This is a genomic window from Streptomyces sp. NPDC043870, assembly GCF_056435785.1.
Map to the genome: position 1 here is coordinate 19,056 of NZ_JBWKDT010000039.1, position 19,367 is coordinate 38,422.

Consider the following 19,367-nt stretch of genomic DNA (forward strand, 5'->3'; position numbering starts at 1 on the left):
GGTCTTCGTACTGGCTCGGTGCAATCCTTGGTCGGCGCACAGAATCAGGCGAAGGCCGCTTACGTGTCCGGTGAATCCCAGATGGGGGAGAAAGTTCGACGGACCGTTCGAGCCGTGGAATACGGGCCCGGAGCTTTCTGCCTCGCCTATGTGGAGGGGGAGCCAAGTTGAAGACACGCCAGAAGGACCGCGGGGCGCCCGAGCCTGATGCCCCCTGGAACGAGATCACAGCAGGGCTGTGGATGGGCGGTCACCACTGGACCGACGCCTTGGGCGACAATCGTGCAGCAGTCGTCTGCAAGGAGTTCGAGCTGGTCATCAGCTTGTTCATCCGTCCCGGCCACGGACCCGGTCCGGGCATCGACCACCTGGTCGCCGAGCTCCCTGACAGCCCGCTCACCGCCGAGCAGATCCACACAGTCCAGCAGCTGGCCCGCACCGCCGCCGAAGCCGTCCGGGCCGGGCGCACCGTCCTGGTCCGCTGCAACGCCGGCTACAACCGCTCGGGCCTCGTCGTGTCCCAGACTCTCATCGAGCTGGGGTGGACGGCAACGACAGCTATCGAGACCATCCGGAACAAGCGATCCCCCTCTGCCCTGAACAACCGGACCTTCGAGGAGTACCTCACCGCGGGCCTCGGCGTTGCCCAGCTCCTCGTCGGCCTGGACACGCTCAGCTGACCGGACAGAGGTTGAAGAACAAGCTGAGTCCCTGTTTCTGAACCCCGTATTAGCAGTTCAGGAGGCGTAAGACCGAGATGGGGACGTTGGGAAGGCGTTCGGGAACGGCCACAGAGACCGTTCCCCGAACGGGAGTCGCTGCTGCTGGTGAGGCACGGGTCAACGAAGCGGCGAACACCGTGACGTCGGTCCGTACCACCGCCGACCGGGGCCTCCCAGGAGTCCGGCAGCTTGATCGATCTCAAAGCGATGACGGTGACCTTGGCTTACTGCCTGCCTCGTACCAGGCTACTGAGCCCGCGTCTTCCGGGGGTGCAGTGCAGGAACAGGCTCTCAAGTGCACCGCCAGTGGTTGGTTCAGGAGTATCGGTTGGGGAGATGGACGAGGAAAACGCTGATGGCTTCGTTGATGTTAGGAAGCCTGCTCGCGACCTCGTGGACCACGGGACTGGAAACGCTGACCCACCAGAACTCGACCTTGCGCTGCATGAAGCCGGAAGGGTGGGCGGACACGTTCAGAAACCCGACAGGGAGTCCGGGGTCGTCTGGAGCGCTCTTGATGCCGTCATCCCAGTACACGTCGAAGTAACCCCTCCTGTCTGCCCGCTCGTGGAGGGAGAGTTTGCGAAGCTCCAACGCCTCCCTGAGGCGTGGTTCTATGCCGTCTAAATAGCCCATCCTGGCTCCCGTCAATGGCGATAGCACGGGCGCAGCCGATCCGTGCCCGACGACCGCGGCACCAAGCCTATTTCCCACCACCTTGCACCAGCGGGCACCTTCACAGGATTCACCGGGTCGCCCAACGAGGCGAGCCGACGCTGAGACGGCACGAGCACGCGCCATCGGCCGTTGACCTGCTCGTTGGGGGTCTTCACACGTGAGTGGGGTTTACCCAGTTCAGGACACGTGGGAACGGCCTTCCACTGATGCTGTGCTCCGTCACAGATGCACCGTTCAGCAGGAAGGCCGTGGTGATGAGTGTGCCGTGAGCGAGTGCCTCGCAGGACGTGATCGGACAACTGTCATGCTTCCGGACCGAGTTGTACGCGTGCCTGAGACGTCGACCGCTGCTGACAGTCGTTCCTGCGCCGCTTCGACATCGAGCACACATGTCGGTCACCACGGGCATGCCTGTGCGGATAACAGCACCATCGAGGCCCGCCGCCAGGTCGTACCGGTGGAGCGTCAGATCACGGCAGAGCGGGCGCTGTCTGTTCTTCTCCCTGTTCAGGGCCGGTCGTTCGGCTCGGCTGTCAGAACCTTGACTGCGGCACCGGCCCGTGGGACCCCGTCAACCGCCACACAGATACCGAAGACGCGGTCGTGACTGGTCCAGCCGTTGATGTGGCCCCGATTGTTGCTGATCTGCACCCGCTTCTTGGCTGGATCGAGGGACGACACCAAATGCAAGTACACGGTGCCGGCGACACGGGCAAGGACGATGTCCCCGACTGCCAGCTTTGGCGGGTCGACCGGAGCGACAGCCACCAGTTGCCGACTGCGTATCAACGGGACCATCGATGAGCCGCTCGGCCGGAACTCAACGGTGTCCCCGCCAGCAACCCTGCCTGCCACTGCATCCAATGCGCCCATCCGGTGATCGTGGCAGATTCAGCCGGGTCGGCTCACCGATTTTCGCTCCACGCCACCAACACGGCGAACGTTGCCCCGCACGCCGACGAGGAGCGATTACGGCGCCACAATCGTGGGGCATGTTCGGCTGTGCCTGGTGGATGAGCGAACGGGTGAACCCCGGGATCTGTCCACAGCACTCCTGGCTGTCGCCTCTCGTGAGGCGGACCGGCATGGTCTATTTTGACGCCCGACTGTCCCACCGCTACCCCACCGTCGAAATCCGAGCGGCCGACGTCTGCCTTGACCCGTTTACCCCCGTTTTGCTCGCCGCTCTGGCCCGCGGCCTTGTAGAAACGGCCTCCCGTGAGTGGAACGAAGGCCTGGCACCGGCCCCTCACAGGGTGACTGTGCTGCGGATGGCCGCCTGGCAGGCCGGCCGGTACGCCCTTGACCAGCAACTGCTCCACCCACTGACCGCACCCGCACGTACCGTGGTGCACGCGCTCCTGGACCATGTACAGGACGCTCAGCGAGGCGGGTGACCTGCCACTCGTCCGGGGAGCGGTCAGCGCACTCCTGGCCGCAGGCACTGGAGCCCGTGTGCAACGAGAACTCCTGGAGCGGCCCGGCAGCCTCCGCGACGTCGTCACGGAATGCGTCAGCCCTACCCAAAATTGACACTGTCCAGAATCCACGACAATGTCGTGATCGCGGCCGATGGACAGCTGGCCTCAGGTCAGTCCGGAGTGCACGCGGGTGAAAGTCGGCTGGTCTGGTCTCTACGGTTCGTCCGGCTTGACAGAACCGGACGTCTCGGACGTCTCCTCAGCACTTTCCTTCACTTCTTCCTTTGTCTTACCGCGTACGACCCATGTGGCTCCGCCGACGGCGAGCGCAATCGGCCACTCGAGAGCACCCGCGACGGTGAGGGCGCCCAGGCCGCCGTAGAAGAGCAGGTCCTTCCTCCGCACCGCGGGCAGCCGCGAGGTCATCTGCTGCACGTTGGCCTTCAGATCTTGCCCTGTGAAGTAAGGGAGGGGCACCTCACGATGGGCGGTGTGCATGTGCAGAACCTGTCCCTCGTGCTCAGCCTTCTTGCGTTCCTCTTCCTGCGCCGCGGCCGGCGGCGCGGTCTCAGCTGTACTGGTCATCTCGACCACTCATTTCGACTCAAGAGGATGAAGTGGTTCATTTCCATTCTGCCGCCTCTGCCGCCGGCCGACACGGAGAGCCGTCGCGCCGGTCGCTGCCCCGAGTGACGGCCGGCAGCCCAGGCCCTGCGGAGGACGGCACTGCTGCGGCGACGCCCTCCTGTGCGAAGGCGCAGCGTGTGTGAAGGCGCAGCGTGTGTGAAGGCGCGGCGCCGTTCCCAGTGGCCTCGCCGGGCCTCACCGGCGGCAGGTCGTTCCCGCCCCTTATCCATGGGTCTATCCCGTGTCGCCGGTTTTATGGGTTTCGATCAGACTGCATCTTGTGGTTCGTCCGCACCGACCGATCTGATGCGAGGAGGCACGGTTCATGCCGCCGGAACCTGCCTCGCCTCTGGGGGTGCCTCCCTTTCTGCGGTCGATCGCCTCGTGCGTTGTTCACCGTGTGGCGACCGGTGCACGGGCCGTCTGGGGGGCGGCGGAGAGTCTTCTTGAGGGGCCTCGCCGTGAGGTGTGGTGGACTGCGGGGCGCTGCTATGTCGCGGTCTGCGGGGTGCACGGCCCCGGGGCCGCGGCCGTCGCCCGTCGTGTGGAGCGGGCGGTCGAGGAGCATCCAGGAGTGCTGTGGGCGCGGGTGAACGCGCCCATGGAACGGGTGATCATCGCGGTTGATTCGTCTCCACCGCCCGAGAGCGACCTGGTTGCCCTGGTAGAGAAGGCGGAAGGCGACCACGCCGCGGATGCGGAAGCGTTCGACGAATGGCAGCCGGAGCCACATCATCCGGCGGAGGGTCCGCCGTTCCCGGCGGTGCCCGCTCTGGTGGCGGACACGCTGGGGCTGGCTGTGGTGACCCTTCGGCGGCTCGCTCCGTGGTTCGGGCTGCCGCCGGAGATCGCAGGCGGCATCGACGCCGTTCGCTACCATCCGCGGCTTCGGCATCTGATCGAGGGCGTCAGCGGGACTGAGCAGGCCGACTCCCTGTTGCCCGTGATCGGCGCCCTGGTGCAGGGTGTGGCCACAGGCGGCGGGGGGATTGCCCTGGACGTCCTGGAGCGTCTGGCGGTGTGGCGGGAGGCGAGCGCGGAACGCACGACGTGGCGCGAGCGTGAGACCGGGCTCGTCCGCGGCCCGGAGGAAGCCTCGGCCGACGCGGTCACGGTCGGCCGGGCCGGGCCGACGCCTCAGGACGGCGCCGACCGGTACGCGGAGCGATCGATGGCGGCGGGCATTGCCGCCGGTGCAGCCACGCTGCCGTTCGCCGGCATCCGCAAGGCGATCGCCGTCGCTGTGGCATCTGTGCCGAAGGCACCCGGCGCGGGACGTGAGGGCTTCGCCACCAATCTGGGGCGGTATCTGGCTCTGCGCGGTGTGGTGACGATGGACCGCACGGCGCTGCGGCGCCTGGGTCAGGTGGACACGATCCTCCTTGAGGAAGAGGCTCTGCGCGGCGACCGGTATGAGCCAATCGATCTGGAACTGCTCGGGGGCGCTGATCCCGAGCAGGCGTCCGAGCGGCTGTTTTCGCTCTTCGACGCCGATTCGCCTTGGGCTGTCAGCCGCGAAGGCGACTGGGTGCTGGGACCGCTGGACGAGCTGGACCTGGAGGGCCGGACCGGGCACAAGGCGGCGAAACGGCTTCGGCGGCACGGTAGCGAGAAGATGCTGGGTCTGGCGCACGGGCGCCGGCTGCAGGCAGTGGCGGGGCTGGGCACTCAGTCGGCTCCTGGTGCCGAAGCCGTGGCCGCGGCCGCGCGACGGGCGGGGGCACGGGTGGTGGTGGCGTCCGATCGGGAAAGCCCCGGCCTCACCTTCGCCGATGCCGTGGTGCCGGCGGGCGACGGCTTGGCGGCCTCGGTGAGGGATCTGCAGGCCGACGGAGCGGTCGTCCTGCTGATCTCCGGCAATCGCCGGGCGCTGGGGGCGGCCGACTGTGCGATCGGCGTGCACCGCGAGGAGGAGCACACCCCCTGGGGGGCCCATGTTCTGGTCGGGGCCGATCTCGAGGCCGCGGGCCTGATCGTCGACGCGGTCGGAGCGGCCGCGGTGGTGGACCGCGACAGCCACTACCTGGCCGCTGGCGGCAGTGGGGTCGGCGCTGTGGCCGCGCTGCAGGCACCGGCCTGGCGAGCGACCGCCCGTGTGCTGGCGGTGAGCAACACGGCCGGGGCTGTGGCGTTCTGCCTGGGTGCCTGGCGGGCCCGGCAATTGCTGAGCCGTCCCCTCGCCCCGCCGGTGACCACCGTTCCCTGGCACCTCATGCCGGCTGACCGTGTCATGGAACGGCTGCGTACCCGCCCGGAAGGCCTCACCGCGCAGGAGGCGGCCGCTCGTACCGCCGAGGCGCACGCAGGCGAGCCGGCGAAGCTGACCTTGCCGTACGCGTTCGTCGAAGAACTGTCCAATCCGCTCACCCCGATCCTCGCCGCGGGCGCCGCCCTCGCCGCGGCCGTGGGGTCCCGGACCGATGCCGCCCTGGTCGCCGCCATCACCGCCGTTTCCGCTCTGGTCGGCGGATTCCAGCGAGTGAGGACCGATCGCGCGCTGGCCCAGCTTTTCGCGCAGTCGGCCATCGGAGCGCGTGTGCGACGCGACGGGCGGGAGCGCCTGGTCACCTCTGGTGATCTGGTTCCCGGCGATGTCGTCTCTCTGAGACCCGAGGATGTCGTGCCCGCGGACTGCCGCCTGCTGAAGGCGGAAGGCCTCGAGGTCGATGAATCCTCCCTCACAGGGGAGTCACTCGCGGTGACCAAGGATCCGGCACCCGTGGTCGCGGCACACATCACCGGTCGCCGTTCGATGCTCTACGAGGGCACCACCATCTCCGCAGGGCGGGCCGTTGCCGTCGTCGTGGCGACCGGCTCGGCGACGGAAGCGGGCCGCAGTCTCGCCACCGCCCGCCAGGCCGCACCGGAAACAGGCGTGGAAGCCCGGCTGTCCTCCCTTACCCGCGCCAGCGTGCCCATCGCCCTGGGGTCCGCCGTAGCAGTCTCCCTCTCCGGGCTGCTCCACGGCCGCCCCCTGACCGAGAATCTCTCCTCCGCTGTCAATCTGGCCGTCGCCTCCGTACCCGAAGGCTTGCCCTTCCTGGTCAACGCAGCCCAACTGGCAGCCGCACGCCGCCTGGCCGACGTGGGCGCCCTCGTACGCAACCCACGCACCATCGAGGCGCTCGGCCGCGCCGACATCCTCTGTTTCGACAAGACGGGCACCCTGACCGAAGGCACTCTGGAGCTCACCGGCGTCAGCGATGGTGACAGAGCCGCTGCCCTCGACCGGCTCGACACCCGCGGAAAGGAAGTCCTGGCCGCCTCGCTGCGCGCCACTCCGCCTGCCCGCCAGGCCGAACCGATGGCCCACCGGACCGACCGGGCGATCGTCGACGGCGCTCGCCGTGCCGGCGTCACCACGCGCACGGGGGCCCCACGTTGGCGCCGCACCGACGCCCTCCCCTTCGAGCCGGCCCGGGCCTTCCATGCAACGGTCGGCCATACCGGCGGCGGTGTCCTGCTCAGCGTGAAGGGAGCGCCGGAGAACGTCGTCAGCCGATGCACCCGGCGTCGGCAGCCGCACGGCGCCGTGGCTCTCGACGACACCTCCAGGAGAGCCCTCGCCAGAGCAGCCGAGGAACTCGCGGCGGTGGGGCGAAGGGTCCTGGCGGTGGCGGAACGCCGCATGGAGCCGGGCGAAGAACTCACCGACGAAGCCGTAGAGGGGCTGGTCTTCCTCGGCTTCCTCACGCTCGCCGACCCGGTACGCAAGAGCGCCGCACCCGCGACGGCACGACTGCACGAAGCCGGCGTGCACACCGTCATGCTCACCGGCGATCACCCGGCCACTGCCGACGCCATCGCCTCCACGATCAGCGACGTCGCGGAGCCCAAGGTGTGCACCGGGCCGGAGATCGACGAACTGGATGATGACGCCCTGGACGAGCTGCTGCCCACCGTCGACGTCATCGCCCGCTGCAGCCCCAGCCACAAGGTCAGGATCGTCCAGGCCTACCAGCGCCTCGGCCGCGTCGTGGCCATGACCGGCGACGGAGCCAACGACGCTCCCGCAATCCGGCTCGCCGACGTCGGTATCGCACTCGGACGGCGAGGAACCCCGGCCGCGACGGCGGCTGCGGACCTTGTCGTCACCGATGACAGGCTGGAGACCATCGTCTCCGCCCTCATGGAGGGCCGGGCCATGTGGACCTCCGTCCGCGCGGCGCTCGCCATCCTCATCGGAGGAAACCTCGGCGAAGTCACCTTCAGCGTCCTCACCTCCGCAATCACCGGCGCCACCCCGCTGAACGCGCGCCAAATCATGCTCGTGAACCTCCTCACCGACCTCGCGCCCTCGCTGGCCATCGCGGTGCGCGAGCCGTCCGGACAGACCGGCGAGCGCCTTCTCGCGGAGGGACCTCGCCGCTCGCTGGGCACCGCACTCACCCAGGAAATGATGCTGCGCGGCGTCATCACCGCCACCGGCGCCGGCCTGGCCTGGGCCGCGGCCCGCCTCACGGGCCGAGCCCGGCGTGCCTCCACCGTCGCCCTGGCCGCCGTAGTAGGCACCCAACTGGCCCAGACCCTCACCACAGGCGGCACGGACCGCAACGTCCTTGTCGCCGGACTCGGCTCCGCGGCCGTCCTCGTCGCCATCATCCAGATCCCCGGTATCAGCCAGTTCTTCGGCAGCACCCCGCTCGGCCCCGTCGCCTGGGCCATCACCCTCAGCGCGATCACCACCGCGACTCTCCTCGGGCACGCCATCGCACCCCTGATCTCTTCACTGGCCGAGGACCGCCGCTCTGGACCAGCCGCCCCCGCCACGGTCGGGGACCCGGAATGACGGACGCATGGGCCGGTGCAGCCCGCGGTGCAACGACCGATGAGGGAACAGGCAGCGATGCAGCGAGCCGGGCGCAAGGAACACCAGCCCCCATGACGCTCTCTCACACGCCAAGCCCGTGACACCGCGATCCGCATGCAGGAGGAGACCTGAGCGACCATGAGCGGGCTTCGATGGCGCCGCTCAACCTCGCCGACCACGTCAATGCCGGGTACGTCACGTGGCCGGCTCCTTCGCGGAGTCGCTGCGCGATCGCATCGAGGACCTCCCGTACGTGAGTGTGCTTACGCTGGTCGTGCGCGGGGCCGAGGACCGGTTCGTGCCCCAGGAATGGGCTGAGGAGGTCACCCGCCTGCTTCCGACGGGGAGGCTGGCCGTGGTACCCGGAAGTGGCCACATGGTGCCCTACCGACGGCCGGAGGAACTGGTCCAGTTGGTCGGCGGCTCCGGTGGGATCCGTCCCCGGCCGACGGCGAGAGTCCGGAGGCAGAGTGGGGGCTGGAGCCGAGTCTCCTCGACGAGGACGCCGCGTTTGCCGGTCGGCATGGCCTCGGCCTCGAAGTCCTGGGCTTCGACACGCCCCAGCTGCTCAGTCCGGCAGCCGCCGATCTCTACCGTGCCTGGTACACGGACCGGACCTGCCTGCGGGCCGCCTCCTGGTCGAGCCGTTCCTCCTGCTCGACCCCTGGCTCGCACTGCGTACCGCTTCGGTGCCGTACTGGGCGGTGCTCGGAAGGAACCCAGACCTTCCCTGCCGGGGGCGAAACGTACCTGGACGCGACCGACCCGTACGACGAGATCCGGATCCTGCTGGTCAATCACGGCACCGAGTCGATCGTCCCGGCCGGCGCCGAGGACTGGCAGCACACAGCAGCACGCGCCCGCGAGATCGGCGTCCTGACGGGAACGGATCCGGCGGCCCGCCCACGCGACTTCGCCGGCCTCGCCTGCTCACACCGGGAACCTGGGAAGATCCGCACCCGATTCCCGGTGCCACTCGCACTGGACATCGCGCACGTGTGCCAGACCTTGGGTGCACACGACGGGGTCGACCGGCGCGCTGTCGAACAGACAGCCCCTGGTCACTGAGGGTATCGACGAGGCGGGTGCGTAGCTCCCGTTAGACGATCAAGCTGCTGGGCACGCGCCCTTGTGAAGGCCAATCGGAGCCCGGCTCGGCATCGCCGGCCCGGGCCCCACCCGACAAGGGGAATCACATCATGACCACAGCACGAGAAATCATGACTAGTGGCGCAGAGTGCATCGGTTCCGAGGAGACGGTGCTCAAGGCCGCGGAGAAAATGACCGAACTCAGCGTCGGCGCACTGCCGATCTGCGGTACCGACAACAAACTGAAGGGCGTGCTCACCGATCGCGACATCGTCGTCAAGGTACTCGGCGCGGGCAAGGACCCGTCCTCCACCAAGGCCGGCGAGCTGGCACAAGGAGAGGCCGTGACGATCGGGGCGGACGACCGCGCGGACGAGATTCTTCACACCATGACCGAACACAAGGTACGTCGGCTGCCCGTCATCGACGGCCACGACCTCGTCGGAATGGTTTCCCAGGCAGACGTCGCGCGCGCCCTGCCCGACCCGAAGGTCGGCGAGCTTCTCGAGGCGCTGTCGACGGACTGAGGAAACACCGCTTTCGGGTGCTGATCGCCAACATGAAGCGGTACGCGAGTGGCGCGGCAGCTCGATCACGCTGGATGGAGGCGGTTGGCAGCGCTTTTTCCGGAGCTCTTTGAGTTGTGGGCGCTCGGAGATGAGGAGACGCGGAAGGCGATCGAGGCCCCGTCCTGAGCGGTCCAGCGCGATCCCACCACGTTGCGTGCCCCACCCGAGACGAAGGCTGTCGTCAGGGTCCAGGCCTCGTCGTGGTCACGGGTGCCGAGGCCGGTCTCGCGGGCACTCAGGACCACCAACGGCCCCTGAGCGCCGGGTTGTTCGTGCCACGGCCGGTCGAGGAGCCGGGGCACCGTGCCCGCGGCCTGAGCGGTCGCGTCCTCGGTGTGGTGCCAGTTGGCACCGTAGGCCACCGCCAGCTGCCACAGGGCGTCGGCGGCGAACCAGGGTTGCCGGCCCTGCCGTATCTCGTCGCGGATCTTCTCCAGTTCACCGATGAGCGGGTCGAGTTTCGACGGGTCGTGCGTGAGGCTGTACTCAAGGGGCTGAGACATCGTGGAGGCCCACTGCGGCCCCCTCGGTGCGTCAGGAGGCAGGGGGTGTGCTCCGGGAGAAGCGTCGCGTCGTGAGTGACGCTGGCGCGCAGGGCGTCGGTGGCGAGGCCGGCCTGGTCCATCCATTGCTTGAGGAACGGAGGCAGCGAGTCCGCCGCCGCGGAGGTCTGTTCGAAGTAGTCGGCGCCGCGAAGCGCCATGTCGCCGTCGTCCGTCAGCATGCCGAGCGTGATGCAGGACTGGGCGAGACCCCCCATGACGACATAACGGAGCTTGTGTTCCCGCGGGGTCTCCGCTTCGAGTGCGACGAGTTCGGCATGCACGGCGCGCACGGTCTCGATGTCCTCCGACTCGTGGGCCGCACGGAGCCGCATGGTGAGGGGCAGCACGCGCAGCATGACGGCGAGTTCGCGGTCCACCGGATGTGTGGGGTCCGGTGTGAAGACCCCGGTCAGCTCGCCCCGCAACTCCATGGAGGTACGGCCGAGCGCCTGGTCGTGGAGGCTTCCGCCGACCGTATTGCTCAGCTGGAGCCTGGCGGCGGTGACCATCTCGATCTGGGGTCCCATCTCATGGCCGGGCGGCATCCGCCGGTGCGCGTCCCGCAGTCGGCCCAGCGCCCGGTCGAGGGCTTCCGGATCGCCGCTCTGCGCCGCTTCCATCGCCTCGAACACTGAAGGGACGACGGCGTTCAGGGCGACGAACGACTCGGTGTCACTGGGGGCCGGATCAGGCGTGGCGGGGGTCTCCCTGCGAGGGACGGGGTCCGGCCCCGCCTGCGCGTCGGCAAGGCCCGAGAACATGTCCGTCACCCGCTGAAAATCGTCCCCATGCGCGAATTCGCCGGACGTCGCGTCCATGAACCGGCGCATGGCGTGGACAGGCGAGCCGGGCCCGGCCAGCTGTGCGAGCATGATGCTCGTCCGCCGCAGCTCCGCGTGCCGCTCCGGCAGGTCCTCGACCTCGGCCAGCAGCTCCCGTATCTCGAACACGGCGTCCGCCATCCCCGCCGGCCCCAGCTCGGTGTGCCAGTCGAGCAGGCCGGACAAAGCGGGTGGCCGATTGTCGGCAAGGCGCGTCTTCGGCAAGGGCAGCACGAGGGAGAGAAGAGACATCGCAGCCCACGGTCGATCGTCCGCGTCCGTCGCCGCCCCGGTCGCCGTGGAAGAGTCCCGGGCCTCCCGCAGCAGCAGCCGGGCGCGCTCCCGGTCCTGCAGCACGCCGCCTCTGGCGAGGTGACGCATCGTGAGGACGGAGCCGAGCTGGACCGTCACCGTGGCACGCAGTTCCGCGTCGTGCTCCAGCAGCCGTATCAGCTCTTCGAGTTCGGCGATCGAGCTGTCGTACACATTCGGGTCGGCGGCGGGGGAGCCCGGATGGTACAGCCGCAGCGCCCGCTTGGTGGCCGCCATCACCCAGGCGCGCAGCGCCCGGACGCCCCCGCTCTCCTCGATCTCCGCGTCGGTCACATTCCCCCTCAACCTGCCGAGCGTCTCTGTCTGCTGCTCCCAGTTCTTCCCTCATCTCCCGCCGCAATGTGCGCAGCCGGTCCCACAGTGCGTCGATGTCTGCCTTCGCGGCGGCCGGTGAGTCATCGGGGCGCGGTGTCCCGTCGCCGAGGCGCCGCAGCCTGCCGTACAGCGTGCCCAGGCCGTGGCTGACCTCGCTTGCGACGCCGATGACCCGCTCCGGCAACCGCAGCTGTGCCTCCGCGTGGACCTCCCGGTGCAGATCGCGGGCCTCGGCGAGCCGGCGCCGTATCTGTCCCGGGTCCTCGGTGCCGCCGAGCGCAGGGAACTGGTCGGTGAGACCGCCAGGTACTGCCGTGCAGCCGTGTTGAGCGCGACACACGTCGAGCGCTGCGCCTCGGTCTCGCTGCGCCGTGCCCGCAGCCTTTCCGCCCGCCAGCGATGGCGCCACCAGGCAGGTCTTCTACACCGCTGAGTCCTTCAAGGCGCCGAACGGGCCGAGGACGAGCTCGTCCTCCACCTCGACCTGGCCTTCGACGACGTGGAGGCCGCCGAGCGGCGTCTGGTCGGCCTCGGCGCCACCAAGCCGCCCACCAGCCTGGCGGCAAGCACTGGACCGTACTGCTCGACCCCTCCGGCCAGCCTTTCTGTATCAGCGCCACCGGCAGGAACGGGTGAAACACGCGCCTGGTCCGCGCAGGCCGTAGTAGCAGCGGATCCGGACGGGATTGACACGTCGGGGTACGGGCCGTGCTCCGATCACGATGCTTTGAGACAAGGAATGACCCACATGAATCATGCCGAAGGTGAGGCGCTGGCGGGGAAGGTGGCGCTGGTCACGGGGGCGTCGCGGCGGAGCCCGGCGATCGCCGTCGAGCTCGGCCGGGCCGGGGCCACCGTCCACGTGACCGGCCGCACCACCCGCGGCAAGGCCGGCGAGTCGGGCCGACCGGCTGAGACCTTCGAGGAGACCGCCGAGCCGGTCACCGCCGCCGGCGGCGAGCGCATCCCGTCGTGGCCGATCACCTCCAGGCGGACCAGGTGCAGGCGCTGGCCGAGCGCATTGACCGGGAACACGGGCGGCTGGACATCCTCGTCAACACTGGGGCGCGGAGCACCTCGTCGAGCGCGGCAAGAAGATGAGGGAATGCGACCTCGAGAACGGCCGGCGCATGCTGCGGCTCGGCATCGAGACCTACTACGTCACCAGCCACTACCTCCTGCCCCTGCCCTGCCGACGCGTTCCAGCGCATGACCCCCGACCTGGACATTCACGGAACTCCAGGCAGAGCTATGAAGTCGGCCGATGGGCTGCGTTCGCCCTGGTCAACGGGGGCGGAATCGTCTGCCGGTGAAGGCATCGGAGCTATTCAGCTTTGTCGAGGGCTGCAAGCGAGTGCTGCGGCGGTCCAGGACGAATCGCCGCAGTGCCGGGTCCTGGCGGAATTGCAGCAGGATTGAACGCTTCGGAATGGGCGAAGCTGTTGTCTGGGGTCAGGCCGCTGAGCTTGTCCGGGTTGACCTGGAAGCGCAGGTTGTGGATGCGGCCGTCACCGACGTCGAAGGTGAGGGCGCCGACGGTGTGCCCGTCGAGGGCGGCCAGGATGCCGAGTTCGCCGTTGATGACGGCCGGTTCCATGGTCAGGGCGGCCAGTTCTGGCTTGGCCAGGAAGCCCAGGAGCCAGCGTGCGACGTGGTCGGTGCCGTGGAGGGGGCGACGGGCTGCGGTGACCTTGCCGCCGCCGTCGGACCAGGCGGTCACGTCGGGAGCGAGCAGTTCCATGACGGCGTTCAGGTCGCCGCCCGAGCAGGCCTTGAGGAACTGGGCGGTGATCTGCCGGCGCTGGGTGGGGTCGGCGTCGAAGCGAGGCCGGCGGGCTTGGACGTGCTCGCGGGCGCGGTGGGCGATCTGGCGGACTGTCGGCTCGGGGCGTTCGAGGGTCTCGGCGATCTCGGTGTGCGAGTAGCCGAAGACTTCGCGGAGCAGGAAGACGGCGCGTTCGACGGGGGTGAGGGTTTCCAGGACGACGAGCAGGGCGGTGGACACGGAGTCGGCCAACTCGGCCTCCGAGGCGATGTCCGGGGAGGTCAGCAGGGGTTCGGGGAGCCACGGGCCCACGTAGGTCTCGCGGGTGGCCCGCACGGAGGTGAGGCGGTTCAAGGAGAGGTTGGTGACCGTGCGCACCAGGTAGGCCTTGGGGTGGCGGATCGTGTCGCGGTCCGTGGTGCTCCAGCACAGCCAGGCGTCCTGCAGGACGTCCTCGGCGTCGGTGACGCTGCCCAGCATGCGGTAGGCGGTGGCGAACAGCAGCCTGCGGTGTTCGAGGTACGGGTCCTGCCCGGTGCTGGTGTCGATCACCGGCTCATAGTGCCCGGGCCGCGAGCTGGGCAGCAAGGTGTGGATCACGGCGCCGGGAGTCGTGGCGCACGTCATGCCGCAGGCCTGCGAGTGGCACGGCCGCCCTTGGAGACGAGGGTGGTGACGTTCATGCGCTTGCTGAAGCGGTAGGTCGTGAGAGGGCTGCCACTGACCATCTCCTTGTACGCGACGGCGCTGCGGCCGGCGAGGTACTGGCGGCGGGGGGTCTCGTCGGCCTTGGTGAACTGGATGACGGCGTCTCGGCGGCCGAGGCTGACCGGCTGGTGGAAGTAGCCGAAGCGGAACGGCTTGACGGCCTTGCCGCGCACCAGGCGCGCGATGGTGTCGGCGGTGTACTGGGCGGTGGGCAGACCGCTCTGGCAGGTGCCGTGGATCTGTCCCCAGGCCAGGCGGACGGCGGCGGCGTCACCGATGGCGTGGATCTCCGGATGGGACACCGACCGCAGCGTGGCGTCGACCAGGATCAGGCCGCGGTCGTCGGTGGCGATCCCGGCGTCCGCGGCGAGCGGCGACACTCTGACGCCGGCGGTCCACAGACAGGCGTCGGAGCGGATGGTCCGGCCGTCGGCCAACTGGACGGCGTCGGTCAGCACCTTGGTGACACGGGCGCCTGTCTCGAGGGTGATGCCGAGGCGGCCCATCGCGCGGTAGAGGTAGGCGCGGGCCTTGGCACCCATCATGCTGCCGGGCTCCGCCAGGCTGATCAGCGTGACATCCAGACCGGGGTGGCTCTCGGCGATCTCGGTGACCGCCTCGATGCCGGTCAGGCCGCCGCCGCAGACAGTGACCGTGCCGCCGGCCTCGGCGACCTCGGTGAGCCGCGCGGCGAACCGGCCGGCGATCTCGGGGCTGTTGAGGGTGAACGCATGGGTGTCGGCGCCGGGGACCTTGCCGGTGTCGGTCGAGCTGCCCAGCGCGTAGACGAGCGTGTCGTACCCGAGGGACATGGCGTCGTCGACGGTGATCCGCCGAGCCTCGGGATCGATGGCGGTGGCGGTGCCCTGGACGAACCTGACGCCCGTACCGGCGAGCAGGCTGGGGATCTGGTGGTCGGCCAGCTTCTGCCCGGTGGCGATCTGGTGCATCCGCAGCCGCTCGACGAACCGGCTCAACGGGTTGATCAGGGTGATCTCCACGCCGGTCCGGCGGGTGCGGTGGGCCAGCCGGATGGCGGTGAACATACCGGTGTAGCCGGCGCCGAGAACGACGATGCGGTGGCCGTTGGTCATCTCAGTCTCCCTGGTCGGGCACCGGCTTCGATGCCGGTGACGCCCATGGGACAAGCAACCTGCTCCGGACGTGACAGACCATCGATGCGATCCACATCACATCCGGTGTCGTCGTTCGAGGGCCGCCGCACGTCCCGCCGTCAGGGGTAGGCGGGACGAGAGGACCCTTTCGTGTATATGCGCGGGACCGCCTCGACAAATGCGGCAGTCGGGCGGTGTAGACAAGGGCGGCTCCTGGCGTGTCCGGGTCAGCTGCACCGGCCGGGCCGAGGCGGCTGCGCTGTCGCAGGGCGAAGGCACCGGTGTCGCAGTGGAGCGCTACCTCATCCAGTTCTGGCCGGACGACGCATGGAGACTGGTCGCGCTGCGGCGGAAGCGGCCTTGTGGCCGCCCCCGCGGGCAAGCGTCAGATCAGGCGACGACCTTGACGATGAAAGTCCTCCAGTCCGTCGATGATGCGGTTCCTGGCGTAGAAACTCTTCAGGTTCAGGCCGCCGGCCGGGTTGTCGTCCGGGCGATCAGCTTCACAGAGAGGGTGAACTCCTTGGCGTCCGGGTCGTACTGCGGTTGCGCGGCTCCTTCATCGGTGCCGGCGAAGGGGCACTCATCGCAATTCCTTGCCGCCGCCGGCGTAGTTGGGTCCCCAGTAGCGCTTGCACTGCTTGACCCCTTCAGACGGCGCCATCGGCACATGAGGCCCGCCACGCACTGTGTACCGGGCCCGGGCGTCGACGCCGGGCGCACTTGGATCAGGCAACGCTGACCGGCGCCGGACATACCACGGGCCTCGGGGGATCGGTCATGACATCCCCGGGGCCCGGTGCTTGGCGTCGCACCTTTCAACGACGATCCGGCGCTGGCGTCACGGGTGTGCGTCCGCGCTGGGCGGCGGTGGAATCGGCGATACGCAGCAGGTCGTTCGCGACGTCGAGAACCAGTTGACCCGCTCATAGGTGGTCGTGGGACGGTGGCCTGCATCGCGACGATGGGACTTTTGGAGGGTTTTGTCAGCTGCAAGGAAAGAAGCACTCTCCAGGTGAACCATCGCATCGGGCCGTACCCACCTGCGCGCGCTTGTCGGCGGGGACGCGGGGCCCTCGTAGGTCGGCGCTGTTCGTGGCCGGGTTGGACGCGGCGACATCGGCGGCGCTGATGCCGCGGCGCAAGCCGCGTTCGGTGCACGATCCGGGCGAGGTGCCGCCGCATCGACTGAGGTCACGAAAGGTCGAGGTTGGGGCCCGCAACAAATGGCAGGTCACGGATGCGGTTTGTGCAGGACCCTGAGCGTATGCCTCAACGTCTCATGTTCGTTCAGTTGAAGACTGGTTACAACACCGACCGCGGACCCCTCATGGATCGGGTGGGTGGACTTCTCGAAGACCTGGAGCACTGCGTATTTTCATGGGAGGACACTGCGCCGGGCAGGGGGATGTTCGACGCGAACTTCTACGACGTGCAGACCAACGAGGAGTTCTGGGTCTCCGGACCGAAGCGGGACCGCACCGATACCCGCTATGGCCCCTCCAACCCTGAAATCGAGCCGGAAGCCGTAGAGACCTATCAGGCCTTCCTGGAGGGTGCTCCCCTGACGGGCCGGGAGAACGGCTAGGGCCAGTTGCGAAAGTTGATCGACTGTCAGACCTGCCTGGGATGCTCCGAGCATGGAGATGACAGTGCAGCTGACGATCGACTGCTCCGATCCGCAGAGAATGGTGACGTTCTGGGCCGAGGCCCTGGGCTACGTGCCTGAGCCTCCGCCGGGCGGGCACGCCACGTGGCGTGCTTACTGGGCGGCGGTGGGGGTGCCCGAGGCAGAGTTGCCGGCCGGTGCCGGGGATATTCCGGAGTCGATCATCGATCCCGCGGGACGTGGACCGAGGGTGTGGTTCCAGCAGGTTCCGGAGCCGAAGGCCGCCAAGAACCGGTGGCACTTCGACCTGAAGGTCGGTGGGGGCCGTGACGTCCCACAGGACGTCCGCACACAGCGGGTCAAGGCTGCGGTGGAACGGCTGGTCAAAGCTGGTGCCACCGTGCTGCGGATCAAGGATGAGCCGGACATGGGGCTCTACGCCGCCGCCATGCAGGACCCCGAGGGCAACGAATTCGACGTCGTCTGAGGGTCGTTGCGACAGTGCTGGTCGCAGCCATTCGTTGATGGCTGCGACCAGCACGTTCGCTTCGTAGCGGACAGCGAGTTTGTCGTACTGAGCTGCGACGGCCCGGTGGCGCTTGAGGCGGTTGATCCCGCACTCGACCGCGTGCCGCTGCTTGTAGTCGTCCTTGTCGAACTTCGCCGGCCAGCCGCCGCGCGAGCCGCGCTTGAGCCGGTTGCGAACCCGGTCCGCAGGCACCGGGTACGAGCCACCGAACACCCCCAGGGCCGTGGAACCCTACGCCCACCCGACGCGATAGCCGGGCCCTCAACACGCCCAGCACTGCCCTGACAAGCCGAAACGGCCCACCGGATGAACCGGCAGACCGTCATGAAAGATCGAGGCTAGGACATGAGGGAAATCGTCGTCATCGATGGCACCCACGTACTCCTGGCGCAATTGGTAAATGACCTCGACAAGCTCGGGCCGCAGTCGCATCCAGGCGCGGGACGCGTGGATCTCCTCCTCGATCTGGTCCATGAACCAGCGCATGACCTCGTACGGGACGTCCAGGTGTCGCACATGGGGTTGAAACACACCGTCGGCTCCCGTGCCGGTTCCTTGTCTGGGACGATCGCGGTCACAAGATTTCGCAGCTCGGCAACGAGGTCCCGTTCCAAGTACCAGGCGTCATCGGGTACGGAGTACATCGCGGTGATCGCGTAATCGCCGTTTGGGTGCGGGAAGGCATGGCCGCATGCCAGCACGCCCGTCTGGCGGCAATCCGGCCCCCATACGCCAGCTGTTCCAATCCCGCATTTGGCACTCTGTCGGCTAGAGCGTGTCTCTTTGATCAGTTGATGCTCGGGTGATCGGCCTCCCTCTGAAGGCTGACGGCGGCGCTCATGGAAACCTGTCGCCATGGATACGTTCACAGCCCGACTGGACGGCGCATGGGCGTGGTGGTCCGCCGCCATCGAGGAATCGCAGGAGGGGCGCTGGGTCCGTGATGCCGTGGAACGGCAGGTGATGGCGGACATCAGGGCGGCCACCAACGCCTTGCACGGCGGCCGACTTTCGCCGTTCACCGAGGACTCGTGGCACGTACGTATCGGGCGGATCGCCAACTGGGCCGGTGTGCTCCGGCTGGCCGCCCGGGCAGGCGGGTGGGAACTCCAACCTGTCGTCGGGCACAGCCCGACGCACCCTGCGGGCATGGCCGAGCTGCTGTCCGGAATCTATGCGATCGGAGAGCAGGGCGAGAAATGGATGACACAGCTCCGAGAGGGCCGGTTGCCACCAGAGAATGAGATTGCCGAGGCCGAGAGTTTCCTGACTGGGCCAGGGTCTATCGAGGATCTTGAGCTGTTCTTCTACGACTGATAGCCACATCTCCTTTGATCAGCATCGCACCAGATGAGGATGGCGGCGAGGTGGAGCGCGGCCTGGTAGGCGATGGCGAGCTGTCTGTTCGCATGGCCAGCCGCGCCACTGCTTGAGGCGGTTGATGCATGTTGCGCTGCTTGCATGCCTCGGCATCGAAGCCGGGCGGGCGACCTCCGGCGCGGCCTCGCCGCAGGCGGTTTCCGACCTGGTCGGCGGGCTGCGGGATGACGGCCCGAATGCCGCGCCGGCGGAGATGCCCATGGATCGCACGAGACGAGTAAACGAGGTCCGCGAGGACGGCCTCCGGGCGGGTTCTTGGTCTGCCGAGCCACTTTCGCGGCACCCGGATCCTGACCGAGCAGCCTCCCCAGCACGCCCACACGAGGGTACG

Annotated in this window: 16 protein-coding genes and 4 pseudogenes; 9 read left to right on the forward strand and 11 right to left on the reverse strand. The window is 68.4% G+C overall.

The annotated features are described in order from the left end of the window. Window positions 1-167 precede the first annotated feature (167 nt). Window positions 168-680, forward strand: a complete 513-nt coding sequence (locus tag AC0699_RS32125; RefSeq protein ID WP_478667474.1) for a protein-tyrosine phosphatase family protein — start codon at window positions 168-170, stop codon at window positions 678-680. A 357-nt stretch (window positions 681-1,037) separates the two neighbouring features. Here AC0699_RS32125 and AC0699_RS32130 read toward each other — a convergent pair whose 3' ends face one another. Continuing rightward, window positions 1,038-1,358 (reverse strand): hypothetical protein, encoded by a 321-nt coding sequence (locus tag AC0699_RS32130; protein WP_478667476.1) that lies wholly within the window; start codon window positions 1,356-1,358, stop codon window positions 1,038-1,040. A gap of 549 nt (window positions 1,359-1,907) precedes the next feature. Continuing rightward, window positions 1,908-2,273, reverse strand: a complete 366-nt coding sequence (locus tag AC0699_RS32135; protein ID WP_478667478.1) for a S24/S26 family peptidase — start codon at window positions 2,271-2,273, stop codon at window positions 1,908-1,910. A gap of 209 nt (window positions 2,274-2,482) precedes the next feature. Between AC0699_RS32135 and AC0699_RS32140 the strand changes: the two are divergent. Further along, window positions 2,483-2,933, forward strand: a pseudogene (locus AC0699_RS32140) (glutamate-cysteine ligase family protein); the annotation flags it as partial. 101 nt (window positions 2,934-3,034) lie between these two features. On the opposite strand, the gene AC0699_RS32145 reads toward AC0699_RS32140, so the two are convergent. Next, a complete protein-coding gene (locus tag AC0699_RS32145) occupies window positions 3,035-3,406 on the reverse strand; it encodes a hypothetical protein (RefSeq protein WP_478667479.1) in 372 nt (123 codons plus the stop codon). A gap of 508 nt (window positions 3,407-3,914) precedes the next feature. Between AC0699_RS32145 and AC0699_RS32150 the strand changes: the two genes are divergently transcribed. From AC0699_RS32150 to AC0699_RS32160, 3 genes and pseudogenes are all read left to right on the forward strand, one after another. Continuing rightward, complete coding sequence (locus tag AC0699_RS32150) at window positions 3,915-8,237, forward strand: HAD-IC family P-type ATPase (RefSeq protein ID WP_478667481.1); 4,323 nt, start codon at window positions 3,915-3,917, stop codon at window positions 8,235-8,237. A gap of 205 nt (window positions 8,238-8,442) precedes the next feature. Further along, window positions 8,443-9,138 (forward strand): annotated as a pseudogene (locus tag AC0699_RS32155) (alpha/beta fold hydrolase); the annotation flags it as partial. A gap of 319 nt (window positions 9,139-9,457) precedes the next feature. After that, window positions 9,458-9,874, forward strand: a complete 417-nt coding sequence (locus AC0699_RS32160) for a CBS domain-containing protein (protein ID WP_478667483.1) — start codon at window positions 9,458-9,460, stop codon at window positions 9,872-9,874. 65 nt (window positions 9,875-9,939) lie between these two features. Here AC0699_RS32160 and AC0699_RS32165 read toward each other — a convergent pair whose 3' ends face one another. Both AC0699_RS32165 and AC0699_RS32170 read right to left on the reverse strand, forming a co-directional pair. Then, window positions 9,940-10,218, reverse strand: a complete 279-nt coding sequence (locus tag AC0699_RS32165) for a CHAT domain-containing protein (RefSeq protein ID WP_478667486.1) — start codon at window positions 10,216-10,218, stop codon at window positions 9,940-9,942. Further along, on the reverse strand, window positions 10,152-11,888 hold the full coding sequence (locus AC0699_RS32170; protein WP_478667487.1) for a hypothetical protein: 1,737 nt from the start codon (window positions 11,886-11,888) through the stop codon (window positions 10,152-10,154). The genes AC0699_RS32165 and AC0699_RS32170 overlap by 67 nt, the downstream gene beginning before the upstream one ends. A 184-nt stretch (window positions 11,889-12,072) precedes the next feature. Between AC0699_RS32170 and AC0699_RS32175 the strand changes: the two genes are divergently transcribed. After that, window positions 12,073-12,363 carry a hypothetical protein gene (locus AC0699_RS32175; protein WP_478667489.1) on the forward strand — a complete coding sequence of 97 codons (291 nt, stop codon included), beginning with the start codon at window positions 12,073-12,075 and terminating at the stop codon, window positions 12,361-12,363. A 320-nt stretch (window positions 12,364-12,683) separates the two neighbouring features. Here the strand turns inward: AC0699_RS32175 and AC0699_RS32180 are convergent, their stop codons facing one another. The 3 genes from AC0699_RS32180 to AC0699_RS32190 all read right to left on the reverse strand — a co-directional run bounded on the left by AC0699_RS32180 (window position 12,684) and on the right by AC0699_RS32190 (window position 15,497). Further along, entirely contained in the window at window positions 12,684-12,965 is a 282-nt protein-coding gene (locus AC0699_RS32180; RefSeq protein WP_478667491.1) for a hypothetical protein, read from the reverse strand. Window positions 12,966-13,254: 289 nt separating this feature from the next. Continuing rightward, entirely contained in the window at window positions 13,255-14,247 is a 993-nt protein-coding gene (locus AC0699_RS32185; RefSeq protein ID WP_478667597.1) for an RNA polymerase sigma-70 factor, read from the reverse strand. A gap of 71 nt (window positions 14,248-14,318) precedes the next feature. Then, window positions 14,319-15,497: an NAD(P)/FAD-dependent oxidoreductase gene (locus AC0699_RS32190; RefSeq protein ID WP_478667493.1), complete on the reverse strand. Its 1,179-nt coding sequence runs from the start codon at window positions 15,495-15,497 to the stop codon at window positions 14,319-14,321. 1,288 nt (window positions 15,498-16,785) lie between these two features. Here AC0699_RS32190 and AC0699_RS32195 point away from each other — a divergent pair. Both AC0699_RS32195 and AC0699_RS32200 read left to right on the forward strand, forming a co-directional pair. Continuing rightward, window positions 16,786-17,106 (forward strand): hypothetical protein, encoded by a 321-nt coding sequence (locus AC0699_RS32195; RefSeq protein WP_478667495.1) that lies wholly within the window; start codon window positions 16,786-16,788, stop codon window positions 17,104-17,106. A 52-nt stretch (window positions 17,107-17,158) separates the two neighbouring features. Continuing rightward, window positions 17,159-17,614: a VOC family protein gene (locus AC0699_RS32200; protein ID WP_478667497.1), complete on the forward strand. Its 456-nt coding sequence runs from the start codon at window positions 17,159-17,161 to the stop codon at window positions 17,612-17,614. 24 nt (window positions 17,615-17,638) lie between these two features. Here the strand turns inward: AC0699_RS32200 and AC0699_RS32205 are convergent. Next, a pseudogene (locus tag AC0699_RS32205) lies at window positions 17,639-17,851 on the reverse strand (IS5 family transposase); the annotation flags it as partial. A 66-nt stretch (window positions 17,852-17,917) separates the two neighbouring features. After that, the gene (locus AC0699_RS32210) at window positions 17,918-18,130 is read right to left on the reverse strand and encodes a hypothetical protein (protein ID WP_478667499.1); all 213 of its coding nucleotides are present in this window, start codon (window positions 18,128-18,130) and stop codon (window positions 17,918-17,920) included. Between the two features lie 381 nt (window positions 18,131-18,511). On the opposite strand from AC0699_RS32210, the gene AC0699_RS32215 reads away from it, so the two are divergent. Further along, on the forward strand, window positions 18,512-18,973 hold the full coding sequence (locus tag AC0699_RS32215; protein ID WP_478667501.1) for a hypothetical protein: 462 nt from the start codon (window positions 18,512-18,514) through the stop codon (window positions 18,971-18,973). Here the strand turns inward: AC0699_RS32215 and AC0699_RS32220 are convergent. Beyond that, window positions 18,964-19,328: pseudogene (locus tag AC0699_RS32220) on the reverse strand (IS5/IS1182 family transposase); the annotation flags it as partial. The gene AC0699_RS32215 and the pseudogene AC0699_RS32220 overlap by 10 nt on opposite strands. Window positions 19,329-19,367: the final 39 nt, after the last annotated feature.

What these genes read in the sequence shown, in the direction of transcription:
- AC0699_RS32130 (WP_478667476.1), bottom strand. Translation starts at nt 1,358, where the DNA reads ATGGGCTATTTAGACGGCATAGAACCACGCCTCAGGGAGGCGTTGGAG.
- AC0699_RS32135 (WP_478667478.1), bottom strand. Translation starts at nt 2,273, where the DNA reads ATGGGCGCATTGGATGCAGTGGCAGGCAGGGTTGCTGGCGGGGACACC.
- AC0699_RS32145 (WP_478667479.1), bottom strand. Translation starts at nt 3,406, where the DNA reads ATGACCAGTACAGCTGAGACCGCGCCGCCGGCCGCGGCGCAGGAAGAG.
- AC0699_RS32160 (WP_478667483.1), top strand. Translation starts at nt 9,458, where the DNA reads ATGACCACAGCACGAGAAATCATGACTAGTGGCGCAGAGTGCATCGGT.
- AC0699_RS32190 (WP_478667493.1), bottom strand. Translation starts at nt 15,497, where the DNA reads ATGACCAACGGCCACCGCATCGTCGTTCTCGGCGCCGGCTACACCGGT.
- AC0699_RS32195 (WP_478667495.1), top strand. Translation starts at nt 16,786, where the DNA reads ATGCCTCAACGTCTCATGTTCGTTCAGTTGAAGACTGGTTACAACACC.
- AC0699_RS32200 (WP_478667497.1), top strand. Translation starts at nt 17,159, where the DNA reads ATGGAGATGACAGTGCAGCTGACGATCGACTGCTCCGATCCGCAGAGA.
- AC0699_RS32210 (WP_478667499.1), bottom strand. Translation starts at nt 18,130, where the DNA reads ATGGACCAGATCGAGGAGGAGATCCACGCGTCCCGCGCCTGGATGCGA.
- AC0699_RS32215 (WP_478667501.1), top strand. Translation starts at nt 18,512, where the DNA reads ATGGATACGTTCACAGCCCGACTGGACGGCGCATGGGCGTGGTGGTCC.